At 39.2% G+C, this 19762-nt stretch carries 13 protein-coding genes, 9 tRNA genes and 3 rRNA genes; 2 read left to right on the top strand and 23 right to left on the bottom strand.

From position 1 onward, the window contains the following. Positions 1–171: 171 nt before the first annotated feature. The 4 genes from BN986_RS08265 to BN986_RS08250 all read right to left on the bottom strand — a co-directional run bounded on the left by BN986_RS08265 (position 172) and on the right by BN986_RS08250 (position 3747). Entirely contained in the window at positions 172–1206 is a 1035-nt protein-coding gene (locus BN986_RS08265; RefSeq protein WP_081922163.1) for an alpha/beta fold hydrolase, read from the bottom strand. 164 nt (positions 1207–1370) lie between these two features. Beyond that, the gene (locus BN986_RS08260; protein WP_040979359.1) at positions 1371–1970 is read right to left on the bottom strand and encodes a class I SAM-dependent methyltransferase; all 600 of its coding nucleotides are present in this window, start codon (positions 1968–1970) and stop codon (positions 1371–1373) included. Between the two features lie 95 nt (positions 1971–2065). Further along, positions 2066–3007: an alpha/beta fold hydrolase gene (locus BN986_RS08255; RefSeq protein ID WP_052400703.1), complete on the bottom strand. Its 942-nt coding sequence runs from the start codon at positions 3005–3007 to the stop codon at positions 2066–2068. An 89-nt stretch (positions 3008–3096) separates the two neighbouring features. Next, positions 3097–3747, bottom strand: coding sequence for a TetR/AcrR family transcriptional regulator (locus BN986_RS08250; protein ID WP_198136790.1), 651 nt, complete (start codon positions 3745–3747; stop codon positions 3097–3099). 289 nt (positions 3748–4036) lie between these two features. Between BN986_RS08250 and BN986_RS08245 the strand changes: the two genes are divergently transcribed. Then, positions 4037–5764, top strand: a complete 1728-nt coding sequence (locus BN986_RS08245) for an ABC transporter ATP-binding protein (RefSeq protein WP_040979357.1) — start codon at positions 4037–4039, stop codon at positions 5762–5764. Between the two features lie 104 nt (positions 5765–5868). Here BN986_RS08245 and BN986_RS08240 read toward each other — a convergent pair whose 3' ends face one another. The 18 genes from BN986_RS08240 to BN986_RS08155 form a co-directional block, all read right to left on the bottom strand. Next, positions 5869–6306: a VOC family protein gene (locus BN986_RS08240; RefSeq protein WP_040979356.1), complete on the bottom strand. Its 438-nt coding sequence runs from the start codon at positions 6304–6306 to the stop codon at positions 5869–5871. 378 nt (positions 6307–6684) lie between these two features. Next, positions 6685–7437, bottom strand: coding sequence for a hypothetical protein (locus BN986_RS08235; protein WP_040979355.1), 753 nt, complete (start codon positions 7435–7437; stop codon positions 6685–6687). 526 nt (positions 7438–7963) lie between these two features. Then, a tRNA-Arg gene (locus BN986_RS08230) sits at positions 7964–8036 on the bottom strand. Positions 8037–8104: 68 nt separating this feature from the next. Next, a tRNA-Ile gene (locus tag BN986_RS08225) sits at positions 8105–8178 on the bottom strand. 10 nt (positions 8179–8188) lie between these two features. Continuing rightward, positions 8189–8262, bottom strand: a tRNA-Gly gene (locus BN986_RS08220). A gap of 10 nt (positions 8263–8272) precedes the next feature. After that, positions 8273–8358 (bottom strand) — tRNA-Tyr (locus tag BN986_RS08215). A 16-nt stretch (positions 8359–8374) separates the two neighbouring features. Further along, positions 8375–8450 (bottom strand) — tRNA-Phe (locus BN986_RS08210). 16 nt (positions 8451–8466) lie between these two features. Beyond that, positions 8467–8559, bottom strand: a tRNA-Ser gene (locus tag BN986_RS08205). 45 nt (positions 8560–8604) lie between these two features. Beyond that, positions 8605–8681 (bottom strand) — tRNA-Asp (locus tag BN986_RS08200). Positions 8682–8685: 4 nt separating this feature from the next. Further along, positions 8686–8762, bottom strand: a tRNA-Met gene (locus tag BN986_RS08195). A 14-nt stretch (positions 8763–8776) separates the two neighbouring features. Continuing rightward, positions 8777–8851, bottom strand: a tRNA-Glu gene (locus BN986_RS08190). A 129-nt stretch (positions 8852–8980) separates the two neighbouring features. Beyond that, positions 8981–9096 (bottom strand): 5S ribosomal RNA (gene rrf, locus BN986_RS08185). A gap of 135 nt (positions 9097–9231) precedes the next feature. Further along, positions 9232–12154 (bottom strand): 23S ribosomal RNA (locus BN986_RS08180). A 190-nt stretch (positions 12155–12344) separates the two neighbouring features. Next, positions 12345–13906 (bottom strand): 16S ribosomal RNA (locus tag BN986_RS08175). The 16S, 23S and 5S rRNA genes sit together here with 9 tRNA genes alongside, the layout of an rRNA operon. A 382-nt stretch (positions 13907–14288) precedes the next feature. Continuing rightward, on the bottom strand, positions 14289–14786 hold the full coding sequence (locus BN986_RS08170) for a kinase (RefSeq protein ID WP_040979354.1): 498 nt from the start codon (positions 14784–14786) through the stop codon (positions 14289–14291). Positions 14787–14802: 16 nt separating this feature from the next. Further along, positions 14803–15489, bottom strand: a complete 687-nt coding sequence (locus BN986_RS08165) for an MBL fold metallo-hydrolase (protein ID WP_040979353.1) — start codon at positions 15487–15489, stop codon at positions 14803–14805. 255 nt (positions 15490–15744) lie between these two features. Further along, positions 15745–16260, bottom strand: a complete 516-nt coding sequence (locus tag BN986_RS08160; RefSeq protein WP_040980695.1) for a DinB family protein — start codon at positions 16258–16260, stop codon at positions 15745–15747. Between the two features lie 317 nt (positions 16261–16577). After that, complete coding sequence (locus tag BN986_RS08155) at positions 16578–17390, bottom strand: DUF899 domain-containing protein (protein ID WP_040979352.1); 813 nt, start codon at positions 17388–17390, stop codon at positions 16578–16580. Between the two features lie 561 nt (positions 17391–17951). Between BN986_RS08155 and BN986_RS08150 the strand changes: the two genes are divergently transcribed. Then, positions 17952–18425: a LysR family transcriptional regulator substrate-binding protein gene (locus BN986_RS08150; RefSeq protein ID WP_052400702.1), complete on the top strand. Its 474-nt coding sequence runs from the start codon at positions 17952–17954 to the stop codon at positions 18423–18425. 255 nt (positions 18426–18680) lie between these two features. On the opposite strand, the gene BN986_RS08145 is transcribed toward BN986_RS08150, so the two are convergent. After that, positions 18681–19760 carry an ABC transporter permease gene (locus BN986_RS08145; RefSeq protein ID WP_040979351.1) on the bottom strand — a complete coding sequence of 360 codons (1080 nt, stop codon included), beginning with the start codon at positions 19758–19760 and terminating at the stop codon, positions 18681–18683. Positions 19761–19762 lie beyond the last annotated feature (2 nt).

Below are 19762 nucleotides of genomic sequence, written 5' to 3'. Positions count from 1 at the left end.
CATACAGTTAGAGTACCAAATACCTTGGGTCCTCACAAGATATCTATTTCAGCAATGTAATCAAGATCACGTTAATACAACAAAACGACCAAAGACATCTTTGATAACGAACTCCCTTTAGTGTTATTTTTAGTATCATAGGCACCACGAATTTTCTTACCTTCCATGCGATCATCTAGATTTCTGGTGTACAAGCACCTCAGGTTTGATTTCTTTTCTTGATTCCGTTTTATACGTATTTTTAATATGCAAGCAAATCTCGGAAAACTGTTTGGGTTCACTGATATGCGGAGAATGTCCTGAATCCTCAAACCAAAAAATTCTCTTTTGTGGGGCATTTAGTTTTTCGATGTATTGTATTGCGAGTTCAAACGGCGCTTGATAATCGTGTCGTCCTTCACATAAATAGACAGGCACAGATAATTGAGGAACCTCTTCAAAGAGGTTAACGTTCATGAATTCATCCCACAATAATTGATTGGATATCAGAATATTTTTAGCGAAGAAGTACCAATCTACTAAGGTATATTCAGTGGATGAGAGAATGGCACGCAACAGATAATCCGATGAAAGTTCCATCGGTATAAATTTAATCAGCCATTTCCGCTGTTTCATCATTGCTTTAAAGTTTGAGTAAGGTGGGCGACCAATTTTGGATAAAGCTGCAATAGCTTTTTGATGCCCTGCTTCTTGAGCACGTTGAACAGCATAATCATAACTTATCTGTTCGTTTAACTCCATGTTAACTAATTGGGAAATACCAATATAGGAAGTAATATTTTCAGGATACTTTTGTGTTGTAAGAACGCCTAATATGCTGCCCCATGAATGACCAGCAAGAAATAGCGTTCTCTTTCCGAACCGTGATAGCAAATATGTAATCAATTCATTTGTATCCTCAACCATTTGAGCTAGGTTCATCGTTGATGGATCGACTTTTCTTCCTGACTTGCCAGCACCGCGTTGGTCCCAATTTACCACAATAAAATGTTTTTCTAACGCTTGCTCATATTTACGAATAAAACCAACCTGTGCAGAACCTGGCCCTCCATGAAGAAAAAGGAGTAACGGACAGTTTTGATCTTCTCCGCGAACTAATATCCATTGTTTTATCCCGGCAATCTGAACAGGTTCTAATATCGAAACACTATTTTCCAATACCTCGCCTTTTTCATCCAACATTTTAGGAGTCCTACTTTTGAACATTGGCTTTCTTCCTCCAATATAATTTTAAGTGTATGATAAAAATCAGAAAGGTTGCTTTATTGTTTTCCATGCATTCCTTGATTCTATCTATAGGAACGATAGTTTTCATTCATTAATTACTTGTTTCTCATCTTTATTCCTTGTAGAGAATCTAAACCTTCTCATCATGGTTCAGCCCATATCAAATATAATGAACCTGCTAAATAACGCTCTTCCTTTATGAGCTTTACATTAGACTTTTCTATAATATTAGAAATGTTCCTGTTCTGATGACATCCTACAACTCTTAATGCCAATGGATCTACCATTTTTTGCATTCCTGCCAAAAATGTATTCGTACTGATTCCATGCTCTAGCATCAGTATTTTCCCTTCTGGTTTACACCACTTTTGAAATTTATTCAAGACTTCAACAGGTTCTTGATAAGCGCAAAAACTAGTAGAAGATATAATCGTATCAAAGCTATCATCGTTGAATTCAACCGTCTCAACATCTTTTTGGATAAATACAGAATGAAAAGCATAATCTTTTGCCGCACGGTCTGCTTTTTTTAACATTTCGTGACTAAAATCCACTCCTGTCAGTTTAATATTTTCACTATAGAAGGGAAAATTGAGACCAGAACCAATGGCAACTTCCAAAACATTTCCCTCTGCTTTTTGAAAAATTCGTTGCCGAAACCGATACAATGGATCATTCCTACGCCGCTTATCATATTTATCTGCCTGCTTATCAAATTTTTTAATTAATGATTGACGGTTCATATCATCCCTCGATTTCCGATTTATTTGAATAGCTCTTTACCTAGCAAAATCCGCTCTGCTCTATATTCTTGATCTTATTCCCCTTTTTTTTCATTTCATGCTGCTCTTTTATCTAACAAATTCAGAATTGCTTTCACTACTTCATCTGGGCAATCTATATGAATACTTGCATGCCCGGCATTTTCAAGTATTCGATGTTCTCCATATGAGACAGAATTAGCTAAATTCTTATAAATCGTTTTCTTCACATGATTGAATGACTCCGTAATCTCGTGCAAGAATGATTGACACGTCACCAAAGATGTCATTGCGTCAGTTTCCATCGCTGTAAATACAATCAATGGCACGTCTGGCAAATCCCCTCCTGCACGAAGTTCACGATAAAGCTGGGTATTTAAGTTTTTCTTCTCCGCATTCATTTTTAAAAATGTTCTGGTATGATATTCAATCAACTGTTCACGCACCGCATCTGGCCATTCGGAAAACATATGCTCATATAAACCACGAAAAGAGCGTTTATAAGTTAGGAAGGTACGAAGAACAGCGAAACTCTGTGAGAACAGGTAACGTTTCTTAAATTTTGGTGTCCGGGTAAGGTAGTCCTCATGTACTGGTTCCAGTAAAACCATTCCCGTTACTTCATTTGGAAAGCACTGAGCATAACGTTGCGCGTATAACCCACCCAGCGAGTGGCCGACAAAGAGATACGGAGCTGGTATCCCAGCATGATTTAACAAATGTCGCAATTCCCCCGTCACCTCTTGAGCGCTTCTAGGCAGCTTAACTTGTTCACTCCAACCTGTCCCAGCTCGATCATAAATGACAGAAGTTGTATGCTCGCTGATAGAGTGATGGATATTTAGGTAGTCCAGCCCCACCATACCAGCAGCTGGCAAAAAGACAACAGCTGGACCTCCAGAACCAGCCTTATTCAATAACAAACGTCTCCCATCAATATTGTAAAGGTTTTCAAAATAGGGATTACTATTTAAAGACTGATTACTCCGGTATGCATTTGTATTATTTTTCATCACCATACCAATACCTCCAATTATTTATTTAAATCCCTTCCATCGTGTTAATCATTCCTCCCCTCCCCAAACTTCTTCCAAACCTTAATCTGGAATTATCGATAAAAAACTTTTCTAAGTTCATCAAGGTAGCCATCGAGTTCTGCAATAATATGATCATAATCTAATTCAGAAGTTTTCGTATTTCTCATATCCGCCAGTATTTGATTGGTAAAACCAACATTAGACCATAAAATAAGCTGCTTTGATTTTTTTATGTTTAATCCTTCTCTGAATTTAGATTCATCCACGGTATCAAACATGGTTTCATGACAGGAGGATACTTTTTCATGTGTTCTTTTTTCTAACTCTCGATTCACTTCATCAGATTTCGTAGCAGAAGAAAGGTTAATAAATTCGAAAATCCATGGATACTTTTGGATCAACTCAAGCTGGAGTAGATAAGATTGACGAAGTTTTTCAAAAATATCCGGTTCATCAAAATTCATTAAATCCAGATATTCTTCATCAATCATCTTTGTACAGTAATCATAAAGAAATAGAAATAAATCTTTTTTGCTATTTACATAGTGAAACATTAACCCCTTTGAAATCCCTGCTTCTTTTGCAATCACATTGGTTGAGGCATCATCAAATCCATTCGCAGCAAATTCTTTTAATGCTGCATTTAAAATAGCATCTTTTCTTTTGGGTTCTAGACTCTTTATTTTTGGTAGCATCATATCACCTTTATTATTATTTACCAATTAGGTTAATTTAATTGTATTTTAATTTACCTAAAAGGTCAACACCTTTCAAGTCCATCCTTTTCAAAATTATAATCATTTATGGTATTGACTGGCGTTTTTAGGTTGTTATAATAAACGCAACTAATAGGAGTTTGGAGGGAATCATAATGAGGCTAAATAAAACAAATACAGTGATCCATCGTCAATCGGGAACTTTGATAAAGTGTTTACGATGTTGATTTATCAATAAAATAGACTTCCTTCATTTATTGATAAATCATTACCAATAAATGTTAAGGAGAAATTAATGAAAATAAAAAAATTCATATCGTATTATCGACCGTATAAGAAAATTTTTGTAAGTACGTTATTTGCATCATTATTAGTCACCATCATTACGCTCTCGATCCCGCTAATCATCAAATATATGACTGATAATTTATTAAACAATTTTTCTCAGGAAAATATATCTCTCATCTATCTATTAGGCGGATTCATGATGGTTCTAATCCTTATTCAATTTCTGGCACATATTTTTGTAGATTATTACGGGCATGTGATGGGGAACAGAATGGAAAAAGATATGAGTGAAGAGCTATTTCACCACATTCATCAACAGCCGCACGCATTTTTTGATAATAACAGTTCAGGGAATTTGTTATCCAGATTAACACATGACCTATATAATTTGTCAGAGTTATACCATCATGGTCCAGAAGATTTGCTGATGTATATATTGAGGTTTGTCGGTGCGATTATCATTCTTTCATTCATCAGTATGAAACTGACACTTGTGCTGCTTTTTTTCGTCCCTATTTTTTTAGTCATTACATGGTATTTCCAGAAAAAGCTTTATCATGTTTATAAGGACGACAAGGAAATGACAGGAGAAATTAATGGTTTTCTTGAAAACTCATTAAATGGAAGCAGGGTTACCAAGGCATTTACGAATGAGAAAAGTGAGTTGGAACAGTATAAACGATATAATAAGCGTCTGATAGACATTAAAAAGTCTGTTCATAAAAATGAAGCACTTTACAGTGAATTAACAGGCTCTCTTGTGCAAGCGCTTCCTATTATTATTATAGTCATCGGTTCCGTGTTAATCTTACAAAATGACATTACAATCACGGATTTATTGACGTTTATTTTATATATAACGTATATCACAACACCAATTCAGGTGTTCGTGAAACTAACTGTTCAATATAGGGAAGGGATTTCCGGCTTTAACCGATTTTATGAGATTTTACAAATCGATCCAGCTATTAAAAATCACTCGAATCCACAGCAATTAAAACATATACATGGAAATATAGAATTTAAAAATGTTACGTTTTGTTATAGTGAGACAAATATAATTAATGATTTAAACCTTACAATAAATGCAGGTGAGTATGTTGCTTTCGTTGGTCCATCTGGAATCGGAAAATCGACGATCGCATCGTTAATCCCCAGATTTTATGATATACAAAACGGACAGATACAAATAGATGGTATCGATATTAAAGATATGGAACTAACTGCATTAAGGAAACATATAGGCATCGTTCAACAAGACGTATATATGTATTCAGGTAAAGTAATAGATAATATAAAATACGGAAACCCAAATGCAGATAAAAAAAGTATTATAGAGGCAGCTAAACAAGCCAATGCACATGATTTTATCATGAAGCTGCCAAACGGCTATGATACTGTCATTGGAGAAAAAGGTGCGAAATTATCCGGTGGACAGAAGCAGAGACTTAGTATTGCCAGAGTCTTTTTAAAGAACCCTAAAATAGTTATCTTTGATGAGGCAACGAGTTCTCTGGATAATCGGAGTGAGAGAATCGTACAAAATTCATTAGAGCGTTTATCTAAAAACAGAACAACAATCGTAATTGCTCACCGGCTTTCAACGATTAGAAATGCAAACCGGATATATGTTTTTTCTCATCAGGGTATAGAGGAAATTGGAACCCATGAAGAATTGATGAGCAGCTATGGTTATTACAGAAAAATGTATTTAGAAACATCCAATGTAAATTAATATTTTCAGTAAGTCCAATACAACTTGTTTTGAAATGAAAAATCGCTATTAACTTTAAAATGTTATTAGCGATTTTTTGTAGGCATTAATTTTTATTTGGACATTTATTTGATTTTCTCCGCCAACTCTAAAATAATTCCCTCTGGTCCACGAATATAGCATAATTTATATGCGTTTTCATAATTTTGTATCTCACCAATAAGCTCCGCACCTTTCTTTTTCAATTTAGCTACTATACCTTCTACATCTTCTATTGCAAATGCAATATGCCGAATGCCTAGCGTATTTGCTAAGGGATGCTGTATATCCTTCTCATCTGATGGCGAATGGAATTTAACCAGCTCTATCATTGCTTCCCCTTCCGGCACCGCTAACATAGCTACCGTTTCTTTTACATCATGAAGCCCAATAATTCGTTCCACCCATTCCCCTTCTACTTCTGCCTCTCCCAGCTCTCTAAGTCCAAGCTCAAGAAAAAAAGCTTTGACAGAAGGAAGATCATCTACAATAACACCGATATGATCTATTCGTTGAACCTTCATTTGATCCTTCCCTCCTATGTTTTCTTAAGCTTATCACATAGGAGGGACGCAGATTTCTTCTTAATTGCTAAATACTTCATAATAAGATCTTCATCAATAGATATGTTTATACTCCAATAAAGCCGCTTCAATTAGATTCAAAAGATAATGCTAACTATATAAACAATTCACTTTCACACCAAGAAAACAAAACGAAGTAAATCGAAACGCATCGAATTTTCTCTTATTGACGATTCCATTTATTAATCTTCAAAATATCAAAGATAAGGCTCATACATATATTATTTTTCCTTATGATAAAAACGGTAATCATTATAAATAGACTTAACACAATTTTCCATCGCAGCAAATATCCCTAGTGTTATATAAACGAAATAGTTAAATAGAGAACCAAGTCCTTCTTCCCCAAATTAATTCTTTAAATTGGCTATAGCTATCAATAAATGCAAAAATCAATAAACCCAAATATGTGATAATCCGCCTAAGATTCATTTCACTCTCATCTTTAACCCCAATGTAAACAAAAATAGTCAGAGCAATCGGAAGCAAGACAAACATAAAATATATACTCTGATATGAAATTGTGTCATTATCCAAAGTTACTTCAAATATGGTCCATAGTATATAAAAAATTAATAAATAAATGACAATATGCAAAAGTATACGACCGCATAATAATTTCAATCTATCCACAATGTAATTTTCCTTCATAAATCCTGGTATTCTCACCTTAGGTATAAAAACTTTCTTTTTTAAATTTTTATTAAGTTCATCTACCAAAGTCCCCAAAAAGATAACCAGTAATGGGTAAGTCAAAAAAGCAATTAAGCTCCACTGCTCACCATTAATTAATTTAAAAACGAAAAAGAATAAAGCAACCGAACTTATAGTGTATATGGTATAAATAATATATTTCCATAAGCTTAAATAATGTTTTATGTTTTTAACTATTTTGCCTGAAGCTATTCTAGCTAACCTCTCAAAGTAACTCATAAAAGGAGGTAAAGTTAAATAAAGAAGATAAGCGATAATTCCTAAAACGGAAAATGTAATAATTGCTATCCCAAAAAATTGAATAGTATCCCACCTTATTTTATTCAAGAATTCTTCTTTTATGGTAATGGCTTGCACTGTGTATACAATCTATTTTCATATGGATGCGTTTACAATGTAGTCGATTGTTGGTAGATCTCAGGAGGAGGTACCTGCTATTCTTATTGAAACACACTATCAGTTACTCTGCCAGCGGACCGTGTTAAGGGGTTAACATTTTTATTTTATATGGATAAACCATACACATCATTGATCATTACACGATTTGGATGACTCATTCGAAATTTTTCTATCACCGGCCATTTTCTTATCGTTATCTGGGTTTGTATTTTTATGTATGCATTAACTTTATAAAAATTTTAAGTAACGGACTGAGACTGTTTTAAATACTTTGAACAGCCCCTATTTGGGATCTCCTTATAAAAACAAAAAAAGACGTTAGTGAATTCCCACCCTGTAACTTTTCATAAGAAAACAGAGATTTCTTTCACTAACGTCAAATATTAATAACCGAAAAAAAGGAAGGATTGGATTCCTCACGTTATCTGCGTCTCTTACAGGGAGATACCTTCCAACTATCCGAATATTTTCTCTCAAAAAAAAAGACCTCATAAAGAGGGTTCAAACCTTTGACCTACAGCTTAGAAGGCTGTTGCTCTATCCTTCTGAGTTAAGGGCAAAATAATAATCCTTATATTAACATACGAATATATGAAATTTGTACTCTAAATATTCGTATAAGTAATGGGCCTGAGTGGACTCGAACCACCGACCTCACGCTTATCAGGCGTGCGCTCTAACCAGCTGAGCTACAGGCCCATTTTAATAATGGAGCGGGTGAAGGGAATCGAACCCTCATCATCAGCTTGGAAGGCTGAGGTTTTACCACTAAACTACACCCGCATATGGAAGATGGTGGAGGGAGTAGGACTCGAACCTACGAACCCGATGGGAGCGGATTTACAGTCCGCCGCGTTTGGCCAACTTCGCTATCCCTCCACTACTATTTTAAAAATGGTGGCTCGGGACGGAATCGAACCGCCGACACAAGGATTTTCAGTCCTCTGCTCTACCGACTGAGCTACCAAGCCGATTAACTATTATGTATGGAGGAGGTAGAGGGATTCGAACCCCCGCGCGGTTTGACCCGCCTCTCGGTTTTCAAGACCGACCCCTTCAGCCAGACTTGGGTATACCTCCACTTTATTATAAAATCTATAAACAAATCTAAACCATCAGTGAATATGGCGGTCCGGACGGGACTCGAACCCGCGACCTCCTGCGTGACAGGCAGGCATTCTAACCAACTGAACTACCGGACCATTTTGGTTGCGGGGGTAGGATTTGAACCTACGACCTTTGGGTTATGAGCCCAACGAGCTGCCAGACTGCTCCACCCCGCGATATAAATTGATTTTGGTGACCCGTACGGGATTCGAACCCGTGTTACCGCCGTGAAAGGGCGGTGTCTTAACCGCTTGACCAACGGGCCAGTTATTTTTTTCAATTAGTAGACAAATAAATAATTTCACAGGTAGATTTTAAAAATTAAACTTCAAATCTACGACCAGTCGGCTATTAACCGATGTTCTACCATTAAGGTACTGTGAAATAACTGATTGCCCGGCGGCGTCCTACTCTCGCAGGGGGAAGCCCCCAACTACCATCGGCGCTGAAGAACTTAACTTCTGTGTTCGGCATGGGAACAGGTGTGACCTCTTCGCTATCGCTACCAGACCTACAGGATGTTGGTCATTCGGTGTTATCCACACAACATGAATGGATTTAACCGAACATCCTTTATTGTATTTACCTTACAGAGGACGTTTTGCACCCTGAAAACTAAATAAGAGTAACGTGACATAAAAAAACTTAGATAAGTCCTCAATCGATTAGTATCCGTCAGCTGCACGTGTCGCCACGCTTCCACCTCGGACCTATCAACCTCATCGTCTCTGAGGGATTTTACTCACTTCAAGTGATGGGAAGTTTCATCTTGAGGGGGGCTTCATGCTTAGATGCTTTCAGCACTTATCCTTACCACACGTAGCTACCCAGCTATGCTCCTGGCGGAACAACTGGTACACCAGCGGTGTGTCCATCCCGGTCCTCTCGTACTAAGGACAGCTCCTCTCAAACTTCCAACGCCCACGACGGATAGGGACCGAACTGTCTCACGACGTTCTGAACCCAGCTCGCGTACCGCTTTAATGAGCGAACAGCCCAACCCTTGGGACCGACTACAGCCCCAGGATGCGATGAGCCGACATCGAGGTGCCAAACCTCCCCGTCGATGTGAACTCTTGGGGGAGATAAGCCTGTTATCCCCGGGGTAGCTTTTATCCGTTGAGCGATGGCCCTTCCATGCGGAACCACCGGATCACTAAGCCCGACTTTCGTCCCTGCTCGACTTGTAGGTCTCGCAGTCAAGCTCCCTTCTGCCTTTACACTCTGCGAATGATTTCCAACCATTCTGAGGGAACCTTTGGGCGCCTCCGTTACCTTTTAGGAGGCGACCGCCCCAGTCAAACTGCCCGCCTGACACTGTCTCCGAACCGGATAACGGTCCTGGGTTAGAATGGTCATACAGTTAGGGTGGTATCCCACGGATGCCTCCACGTAAGCTGGCGCTCACGTTTCAAAGGCTCCCACCTATCCTGTACAAACTGCACAAACATTCCATATCAGGCTACAGTAAAGCTCCACGGGGTCTTTCCGTCCTGTCGCGGGTAATGCGCATCTTCACGCATAGTATAATTTCACCGGGTCTCTCGTTGAGACAGTGCCCAAGTCGTTGCACCTTTCGTGCGGGTCGGAACTTACCCGACAAGGAATTTCGCTACCTTAGGACCGTTATAGTTACGGCCGCCGTTTACTGGGGCTTCGGTTCAAAGCTTCGCTCCGAAGAGCTAACTCTTCCCCTTAACCTTCCAGCACCGGGCAGGTGTCAGCCCCTATACTTCGCCTTTCGGCTTCGCAGAGACCTGTGTTTTTGCTAAACAGTCGCTTGGGCCTATTCACTGCGGCTCACTCACAAGTGAGCACCCCTTCTCCCGAAGTTACGGGGTCATTTTGCCGAGTTCCTTAACGAGAGTTCTCCCGCTCACCTTAGGATTCTCTCCTCGCCTACCTGTGTCGGTTTGCGGTACGGGCACCTATGATCTAACTAGAGGCTTTTCTTGGCAGTGTGAAATCAGGAACTTCGGTACTCTATTTCCCTCCCCGTCACAGCTCAGAAACATGTCAGACGGATTTGCCTATCTGACTTCCTCGCATGCTTGGACGCACATCCATCGGTGCGCACTCCTTATCCTCCTGCGTCCCCCCATTGCTCAAACAATCATGAGGTGGTACAGGAATATCAACCTGTTGTCCATCGCCTACGCCTATCGGCCTCGGCTTAGGTCCCGACTAACCCTGAGAGGACGAGCCTTCCTCAGGAAACCTTAGGCATTCGGTGAAAGAGATTCTCACTCTTTTTTCGCTACTCATACCGGCATTCTCACTTCAAAGCGCTCCACCAGTCCTCACGGTCTGACTTCACAGCACTTTGAACGCTCTCCTACCATTGTTCGTAAGAACAATCCGCAGCTTCGGTGATACGTTTAGCCCCGGTACATTTTCGGCGCAGCGTCACTCGACCAGTGAGCTATTACGCACTCTTTCAATGATGGCTGCTTCTAAGCCAACATCCTGGTTGTCTGTGCAACGCCACATCCTTTTCCACTTAACGTATACTTTGGGACCTTAGCTGGCGGTCTGGGCTGTTTCCCTTTCGACTATGAACCTTATCACCCATAGTCTGACTCCCAAGTTAAAGTAACTGGCATTCGGAGTTTGACTGAATTCGGTAACCCGGTAGGGGCCCCTAGTCCAATCAGTGCTCTACCTCCAGTACTCATGATCTTGAGGCTAGCCCTAAAGCTATTTCGGAGAGAACCAGCTATCTCTGTGTTCGATTGGAATTTCACCGCTACCCACACCTCATCCCCGCATTTTTCAACATACGTGGGTTCGGGCCTCCAGTCAGTGTTACCTGACCTTCACCCTGGACATGGGTAGATCACACAGTTTCGGGTCTACGACCGCATACTCCTTCGCCCTATTCAGACTCGCTTTCGCTACGGCTCCGTGTCTTCCACTTAACCTTGCATACAATCGTAACTCGCCGGTCCATTCTACAAAAGGTACGCCGTCACCCATTAACGGGCTTCGACTACTTGTAGGCACACGGTTTCAGGTTCTATTTCACTCCCCTCCCGGGGTGCTTTTCACCTTTCCCTCACGGTACTGGTTCACTATCGGTCACTAGGGAGTATTTAGCCTTGGGAGATGGTCCTCCCGGATTCCGACGGAATTTCACGTGTTCCGCCGTACTCAGGATACACTCCGGAGAAAACGCTTTTTCGATTACAGGGCTGTTACCTTCTATGGCTGACCTTTCCAAGTCGATTCATCTAAAGCATTTTTTTGTAACTCCAATGGAATGTCCTACAACCCCAAGAAGCAAGCTTCTTGGTTTGGGCTCTTTCCGTTTCGCTCGCCGCTACTTGGGAAATCGATGTTTCTTTCTCTTCCTCCAGGTACTGAGATGTTTCAGTTCCCCGGGTATGCCTCATCTACCCTATGTATTCAGATAGATGTCCTGTTCCATTACGAACAGTGGGTTCCCCCATTCGGAAATCCTCGGATAATAATGTTTACTTACAACTCCCCGAGGCATATCGGTGTTAGTCCCGTCCTTCATCGGCTCCTAGTGCCAAGGCATCCACCGTGCGCCCTTATTCACTTAACTAAAGTTTTTGAATAAGCTCGTTGATTACAACATGTAATCATTTGTGTCGCTATATTATAGCTTCTTTGCCTTATTTCTAAAGTTTGATGTCGTTGTTACTCTTATTTAGTTTTCAAGGTACAAATAGAGAGAATTACTCTCTCAAAACTGAACCAAACAAACCAGTACAAATTCCGTTAATTATCCTTAGAAAGGAGGTGATCCAGCCGCACCTTCCGATACGGCTACCTTGTTACGACTTCACCCCAATCATTCGTCCCACCTTCGGCGGCTGGCTCCAAAAGGTTACCTCACCGACTTCGGGTGTTACGAACTCTCGTGGTGTGACGGGCGGTGTGTACAAGACCCGGGAACGTATTCACCGCGGCATGCTGATCCGCGATTACTAGCGATTCCGGCTTCATGTAGGCGAGTTGCAGCCTACAATCCGAACTGAGAACGGTTTTATGGGATTTGCTTCACCTCGCGGATTCGCTTCCCTTTGTTCCGTCCATTGTAGCACGTGTGTAGCCCAGGTCATAAGGGGCATGATGATTTGACGTCATCCCCACCTTCCTCCGGTTTGTCACCGGCAGTCACCTTAGAGTGCCCAACTAAATGCTGGCAACTAAGATTAAGGGTTGCGCTCGTTGCGGGACTTAACCCAACATCTCACGACACGAGCTGACGACAACCATGCACCACCTGTCACTTTGTCCCCGAAGGGAAAACTCTATCTCTAGAGCGGTCAAAGGATGTCAAGACCTGGTAAGGTTCTTCGCGTTGCTTCGAATTAAACCACATGCTCCACCGCTTGTGCGGGTCCCCGTCAATTCTTTTGAGTTTCAGCCTTGCGGCCGTACTCCCCAGGCGGAGTGCTTAATGCGTTAACTTCAGCACTAAGGGGCGGAAACCCCCTAACACCTAGCACTCATCGTTTACGGCGTGGACTACCAGGGTATCTAATCCTGTTCGCTCCCCACGCTTTCGCTCCTCAGCGTCAGTTACAGACCAGAGAGTCGCCTTCGCCACTGGTGTTCCTCCACATCTCTACGCATTTCACCGCTACACGTGGAATTCCACTCTCCTCTTCTGCACTCAAGTCCTCCAGTTTCCAATGCACGTTTGCAGTTGAGCTGCAAGATTTCACATCAGACTTAAAGAACCGCCTGCGAGCGCTTTACGCCCAATAATTCCGGACAACGCTTGCCACCTACGTATTACCGCGGCTGCTGGCACGTAGTTAGCCGTGGCTTTCTGGTCGGGTACCGTCAAGGTACGATCAGTTACTATCGTACTTGTTCTTCCCCGACAACAGAGTTTTACGATCCGAAAACCTTCATCACTCACGCGGCGTTGCTCCGTCAGACTTTCGTCCATTGCGGAAGATTCCCTACTGCTGCCTCCCGTAGGAGTCTGGGCCGTGTCTCAGTCCCAGTGTGGCCGATCACCCTCTCAGGTCGGCTACGCATCGTCGCCTTGGTGAGCCCTTACCCCACCAACTAGCTAATGCGCCGCAGGCCCATCTGTAAGTGACAGCAAAAGCCGCCTTTTAACTTATCATCAGGTGATGTTAAGTATTATCCGGTATTAGCTCGCGTTTCCGCGAGTTATCCCAGTCTTACAGGCAGGTTGCCTACGTGTTACTCACCCGTCCGCCGCTCGTTCCACGAACGTCCCTCCGAAGAGTTCTGTTCGCTTCCCGCGCTCGACTTGCATGTATTAGGCACGCCGCCAGCGTTCGTCCTGAGCCAAGATCAAACTCTCCATAAAAGTGTTTGAATACTTTAGCTTTCAGAAGTCAACTTCTGACTTATTTCTTTAAGAAAAACGAGGTTGTTTTTCTTCTTTCGTACTGGTTGTTTTGTTCAGTTTTCAAAGAGCAATTTTTGATCCGTCGTTTTTAGCGACAAGATATAATTTATCATGTTTCAAAATCATTGTCAACAACTTTATCATATATTTTTTACGATGTTCCTATTTTTTTAATTCAAGCGTTCGTTTTCATTTTTAAAATAATAGTTTTCCGCTCTAATACGCTCGCTCATAATTATGCTTATATGTTTATTTTTATAAAAGATGATTGATAAAACAATTCTTTTTTGCATATTAATTTAAAGGTTCTTTTATTCAACATTTTTTATCAATATAAACATTACCTCTGCAGTTGATTTAAAATCAGTTCCAATACATTATCCTGCGACATATCATTAGTCAGTAATGTTTCTCCGTCCACTCCAAGATAATCATTTGGTTTCCAACAAGCTTGTAGAGCATCTATCCCAAATTCCATTTTTTTCGAACTAGCATTGTGACGTGTAGCAGTTTCCTCAAAGGATAAATCAAAATAATAGCTAAATGTTTTCCGGTTGTAAAATTGAATCAAATCCCCCAACATCTCACCATAATGGCTTTTATACAAAATTCCTTCTACAATAACAAATTCACACTTACCTTTCCCATACTCGGCGATTTGGCGAATTAAATCGATAGATAAGTTTCCTTCTCTATCATGAACCTTCAACATTTCACGGCGAACCACATCCTGAGAAATTAACAGCGTTCCATGTCCTAGATAATTTTGAAGATTTTTCGAAGTAGTTGTTTTTCCGCTCCCGGAGTTTCCTCTTATAATAATTAGCTTAGATTCCATAGGCTCCACCTTCCAACTATAAACAGTATTTTCCACCATGATAACAATAATAATGTTCAGCTTGAAGGTTTTTAATTTTATTCAAAGACTCCTTTGCATTTGAAATATCCAAACAAAAGTGTGGATTAGCTACCACTAATTCATTATTTTCATTCACACCTGCATCCCCTGTAATAACACTCTTTAGGTTTGGAAAATAAAGCGAAATATGTCCTGAAGTATGCCCTGGCGTGGATACGATTTCACACTGGTTGTCTAAAATCGTATCCCCATCTTTCACCTTTTCATCAATGGAAACATGCTTCAATTTTTCTAATTCTCCTACAAACCACTCACCAAATTCTTTTTCTTCCTCTGGCATATTTACTAACATTTCTTTGGCTTGAACGAGCCGTTCTGACTCCTGTTCACCACTTATATATTTTGATTCTATTTCACTCGCAATAATATTAATCCAAGGATACGTTTCTTTGAAATCATATAAAGAGCCGATATGATCGTCATCATAATGGGTAATAATGATATTCTTTACATCCTTCATTTCATATCCATTCTTTAAAATTTCCTTTTTAATTAATGGCAGAAAATCTGGATACCCAGTATCAACAAGGGTTAGTTCACTATTCCATATAATTAAACTGGGATAAATATATTCTTTTTGCCCATTAAATTCGAATTCGATTGGTAATTCTTTTATCTTCATTGTGCGTCCTCCTTATTTAGTGAAAGTCTTTGAAAGATGTTTTTCTTTTTCTGTCTTCTAATCTTTTATATCCCATTTACTAACAACTTGAGATATTTTATTCTTATACTTTTCGCATAAAAAAGCCCCTTTAAGCAATATCATAACTAAAGAGGCAAGCCAGTGCATTTTATTATAAAGTTTGTTCATCTTCTGCTCTCAGTTATCCCATTAAAGTATTTTATTACTGGATCAAATATTTATTGATTTAACCCTCTAACCTTCAAAAAGTCCTCTTCCTCTAAGATTTGCTGAAACAGGCTCCCTTCCCAATTCACGCGCCCATACAGACAGCTGACCAATATGGTGTATTTCATGGACAAGGACATGACGTATAATCTCTCCATGTTTACTGGAAGTAACGCATTGCCTATACCCTTTTTCTCTGGGACTAACTGGCTCCCTAGTGAAATCAGCTTCTGAAAGTATCTGTGATTCCATATCGCTTGTCCAAGATACTAGAAAAGGTTCTATCCTTCTTTGGCTTTGCTTGGAAAATCCCTTTAATTTTGCTAAATTAGCATAATTCTCAAATGATGGTTCCTCTGGCACTGATAAGCCTTGTAAAGCAGACATCCACATATATTCAACATCTATAATGTGAAACATGTTGTGTAAGATACTGCCCAATCCACCAATCCGTCGCTTTACTAATTCTTCTTCTGATATAAACTCGCACCATGTAAACCAATCATCCCTAACCTGCCAGTTATATTGAAATAGCTTTAATATCACAAACGCCCCCAGTCTGTAGATTAGTCTATGCGTATTGTATTAAAAACTTGTAAGAAACCTTTTTTATAAAAATAGGCTGTCTCACTGTACTTGAATTTAGGATTTTTTAAAGTATATTATTTCCACTATTGAATGCTTCTCTAGTCGTTTTCATACTAGACCTCCTTTATTTTTATCTCTATTATACTAATACCCTTTTTTCATTTCTTCCAAATTATTTATTTTGTTCTGCTCTTAATAAGAAAGAGTGATGCCGTGATCATAGCATCACCCCTATTCTTAAATATTACAAAATTAGATAGAGACAAATTAGATTACAGTTCTTCCTCTTTTGAATGACAACAAGCCTTCGATTCAAATGCGTGTTCATACTCATCATGCCTGCGAAGCCATGTCTTCCCATTCCCGTCACTGCGCCCAGATGGTTGCTCCCAGTCCTCCTGTCTTCCAAGAGCTGTTAAATCGAGATAATTGAATGTACCAATTAACATATCCGTTCCACGGGCATACGTTGTATACGTGTGAAAAATCCTTTCCCCATCCCGAACAAAAGTGCTAAAGCCAGGCACTTCCATAGACTCTCCAGAATCAACAGGTACGCCCTTCTGGACAAGCTCATCTTTCGTTAAATAATTGTATTCAATCGGAGCAACAGCTTCATCGAGCGTCACATGAAAATCATAATTAAAATCACTATCGAAGGACGAATACCAAGGAATATTCCACCCCATACGCTCCTTGTACCGTTGCAACTTAGGTAATGGAGCACGTGATATCATAGCCAGTGACGTATTTCGTGCATATAAGTGAGAAAGATGACCAATGTTGTCAGTAGCAAGTGAACAAGCTGGACACCCTGCTTCCCAATTAGGATCGAACATAAAATGCTGCACAATAAGTTGTGGGCGTCCTTCAAACAGATCCAGCAGGCTAGTTTTACCGTGTGGACCTTCAAAGACATACTCCTTATTAACCTCTACCATAGGAAGTCGACGGCGCTCCGCACTCAGACTATCTCGCGCTTTAGTGAATGCTTTCTCTTTTGCCAGCAATTCCTTACGAGCTGAATTCCATTTATCTTGTGACACAACATTTGGTAATTGCATATCGTTCTGCATTTTTTTCATATTCTGCTCCTTTCTTTTGTTGTTTTCAGTGTAACGTATCCAATTACTTTAAATTTCTTCTCAATTGCTACAAACAATTTTTTTCTTTGCTCTTATTTAATGACAGAGTATAAGTACTTCTGAAATTGAAAAATACATCTGAATCTCCTAAAAAAAATAATACACATAACAGTTATTTTCATATCTGTAAATAATTTTTTCTTTTCTCATAAAGCAAGAACTTTGCATAGTTGTCTAATAATAAAACCGTCTCTTTTATGTCCGTATTATGTTGTCTTAGGATTAATAGAACAAATTCTTAACACCACTTGATTGTTTAATATCGTTGTATAAACCCCAGCATATCCATTACGTATTACTTTTCTAGATATTTCTGTATTGATTTCATCGATGATTGCGGGATTTAGATGAGACGGAGAAAATCTAAAATTTATAATTCCTAAATTAGCATGCGTGATTAACTGCCAATCTTCATATTTTGAAAGTTCTCTTTCAGCATATTCTGCTAAGCTTACTTCATGATTGATAAATGCTTCTATTTTTCCATGCCCAAGATTTGTAATGAAGTACTATAAGAAATATCCTTTCGTTCAGGTTATTATAAAGACAGGGATAACAGAAGAATTATTTAATATACTTAAAAGTAATCAAATCGATTTGGTATATACATTAGATAACAAGATATTTGTGGACGAGTTATCCCTAAAATATGAGAATGAAGAAACCTGTGTGTTAGTAACCTCTCCAGCGAATGTAAATCAACTAGAAATTAAGCAAATCACAGATATTCTAGATGCGCCAATTATATTAACCGAAGAAAAAACCACCTATCGATTTGAATTGGAAAAAATATTATCCATTGAACAATTAAGTATTTCTCCGTTTCTAGAGATTTGTAATACAGGAGTTATTATTGATTTATTAAAGAAAGGATTAGGATTCTCCTTTCTCCCTTTATACACAATTGAAGAATATATAAAAACAAATGAGTTGAAAGTTATCTCCTTAGAAGGAAATTATGAACTGAAAATGTGAACACAGATTTTTTGTCATAAAGATAAATGGTTAGCGCCACATATGCAGGGCTTCATCGAATTAGTAAAACAAATGAATGATGAGAGCGGATAAGTATAATTGCATATGAATAAAGAAGAAGCAGACTTTTTTTGTAGTTTGCTTCTTCCTTGTCACAGCCATCTCCTATGCTTGGGTATGCTTTTTCTTTATAATATCCCAGCTAAAATGAACCAGTATAAAAGATTGAAATTAAAATGATTTCCTATCCATTTTTTAATTATCCCCCAACGCTTTTTTATCATCGTTAAACATCCGGTAACAAATGAAAAACAGCACGATAAATAACAGTAATGATGAAGCAATTGTTAGCATCAATGGCAGATAAAAACCTGATGATGAACTGAAAATAACCTGCATAAAGGCATTGTTATTCAAGCTCGGAACGAAAAACAGCCACATTGGTATATTAGCTGGCGTAAGTGTGCTCATAATTCCAGGACCGATAAACAATAGAATCATCGTGGCCATCATATAGTTTTGAGCTTCTTTAAAGGATTCGGACATAATACTGACCAGCATTAGCAACGTAACTGCATTTATTGCAAATAGAACTGTGTTAAGAATCAGCCCGATCATCTGTGTAGCCAGCTGATCACCTATTACAATACTGCTACCTTCTGTGTCCATGAAGGAGGTTAGCATGATACCGCCAAAAATGGCAATACATCCGCTTATCAAACCTAAAGTTAATATAACAAGAAACTTAGATGATAAAATACGAAACCTGCTTTTTGGTGCCATCAGCAAAGCTTCCATCGTTCGTTGTTCCTTCTCTTCAGCAAATAAACTAACAGATGCCGGAAAAGCACCAAATAAAACGGACATAATTAAAATGTTCATCAGAAGATTACCGATACTACCACTTTCTTGGTCTAAATTCGCTACTTCTGTCTTTAGGTAATGACTATTTGCTCCCTGCTCGATGTCTTGTAATGTGTTTTGCGTCATGAACAATTCTAGATTCATTATTTCATCCTGAATATTTGATTCATCTACGTTCCCATAAAGGATGAGTGTATGATCATCTGCCTGCAAACCAATATCTGCTTTATCCTGCATTAAATCTTCTTCCATCTGTTCACTATATTCTAATGACGCATATTCTTCTTCTATTACATTTACCACATCCGCTGGAACACTTTCGTCGTATACAATCGTCATTTCTAGATCTCCGCTTGTGTTTTGAATTGTCACACTTACAATCACAATCACCAATGGTAAAATAATGCTTAATAATAATGTTTTTCTATCTCTCCACACATCGATTAAATCTTTTTTATAAATGGACTTCATTA

This window comes from Oceanobacillus jeddahensis, from assembly GCF_000750635.1.
GTDB lineage: Bacteria > Bacillota > Bacilli > Bacillales > Amphibacillaceae > Oceanobacillus > Oceanobacillus jeddahense.
Note: the sequence above shows the minus strand (reverse complement) of the source record. Positions and strands in the feature narration are given on the sequence as shown.

Bases quoted from the DNA above. Each gene is read 5' to 3' on its own strand.
- BN986_RS08170 (WP_040979354.1), bottom strand. From the start codon at position 14,786: ATGGAATCTAAGCTAATTATTATAAGAGGAAACTCCGGGAGCGGAAAA.
- BN986_RS08150 (WP_052400702.1), top strand. From the start codon at position 17,952: ATGAAGTACTATAAGAAATATCCTTTCGTTCAGGTTATTATAAAGACA.
- BN986_RS08255 (WP_052400703.1), bottom strand. From the start codon at position 3,007: ATGGTGATGAAAAATAATACAAATGCATACCGGAGTAATCAGTCTTTA.
- BN986_RS08260 (WP_040979359.1), bottom strand. From the start codon at position 1,970: ATGAACCGTCAATCATTAATTAAAAAATTTGATAAGCAGGCAGATAAA.
- BN986_RS08165 (WP_040979353.1), bottom strand. From the start codon at position 15,489: ATGAAGATAAAAGAATTACCAATCGAATTCGAATTTAATGGGCAAAAA.
- BN986_RS08155 (WP_040979352.1), bottom strand. From the start codon at position 17,390: ATGAAAAAAATGCAGAACGATATGCAATTACCAAATGTTGTGTCACAA.
- BN986_RS08145 (WP_040979351.1), bottom strand. From the start codon at position 19,760: ATGAAGTCCATTTATAAAAAAGATTTAATCGATGTGTGGAGAGATAGA.
- BN986_RS08245 (WP_040979357.1), top strand. From the start codon at position 4,037: ATGAAAATAAAAAAATTCATATCGTATTATCGACCGTATAAGAAAATT.
- BN986_RS08265 (WP_081922163.1), bottom strand. From the start codon at position 1,206: ATGTTCAAAAGTAGGACTCCTAAAATGTTGGATGAAAAAGGCGAGGTA.
- BN986_RS08240 (WP_040979356.1), bottom strand. From the start codon at position 6,306: ATGAAGGTTCAACGAATAGATCATATCGGTGTTATTGTAGATGATCTT.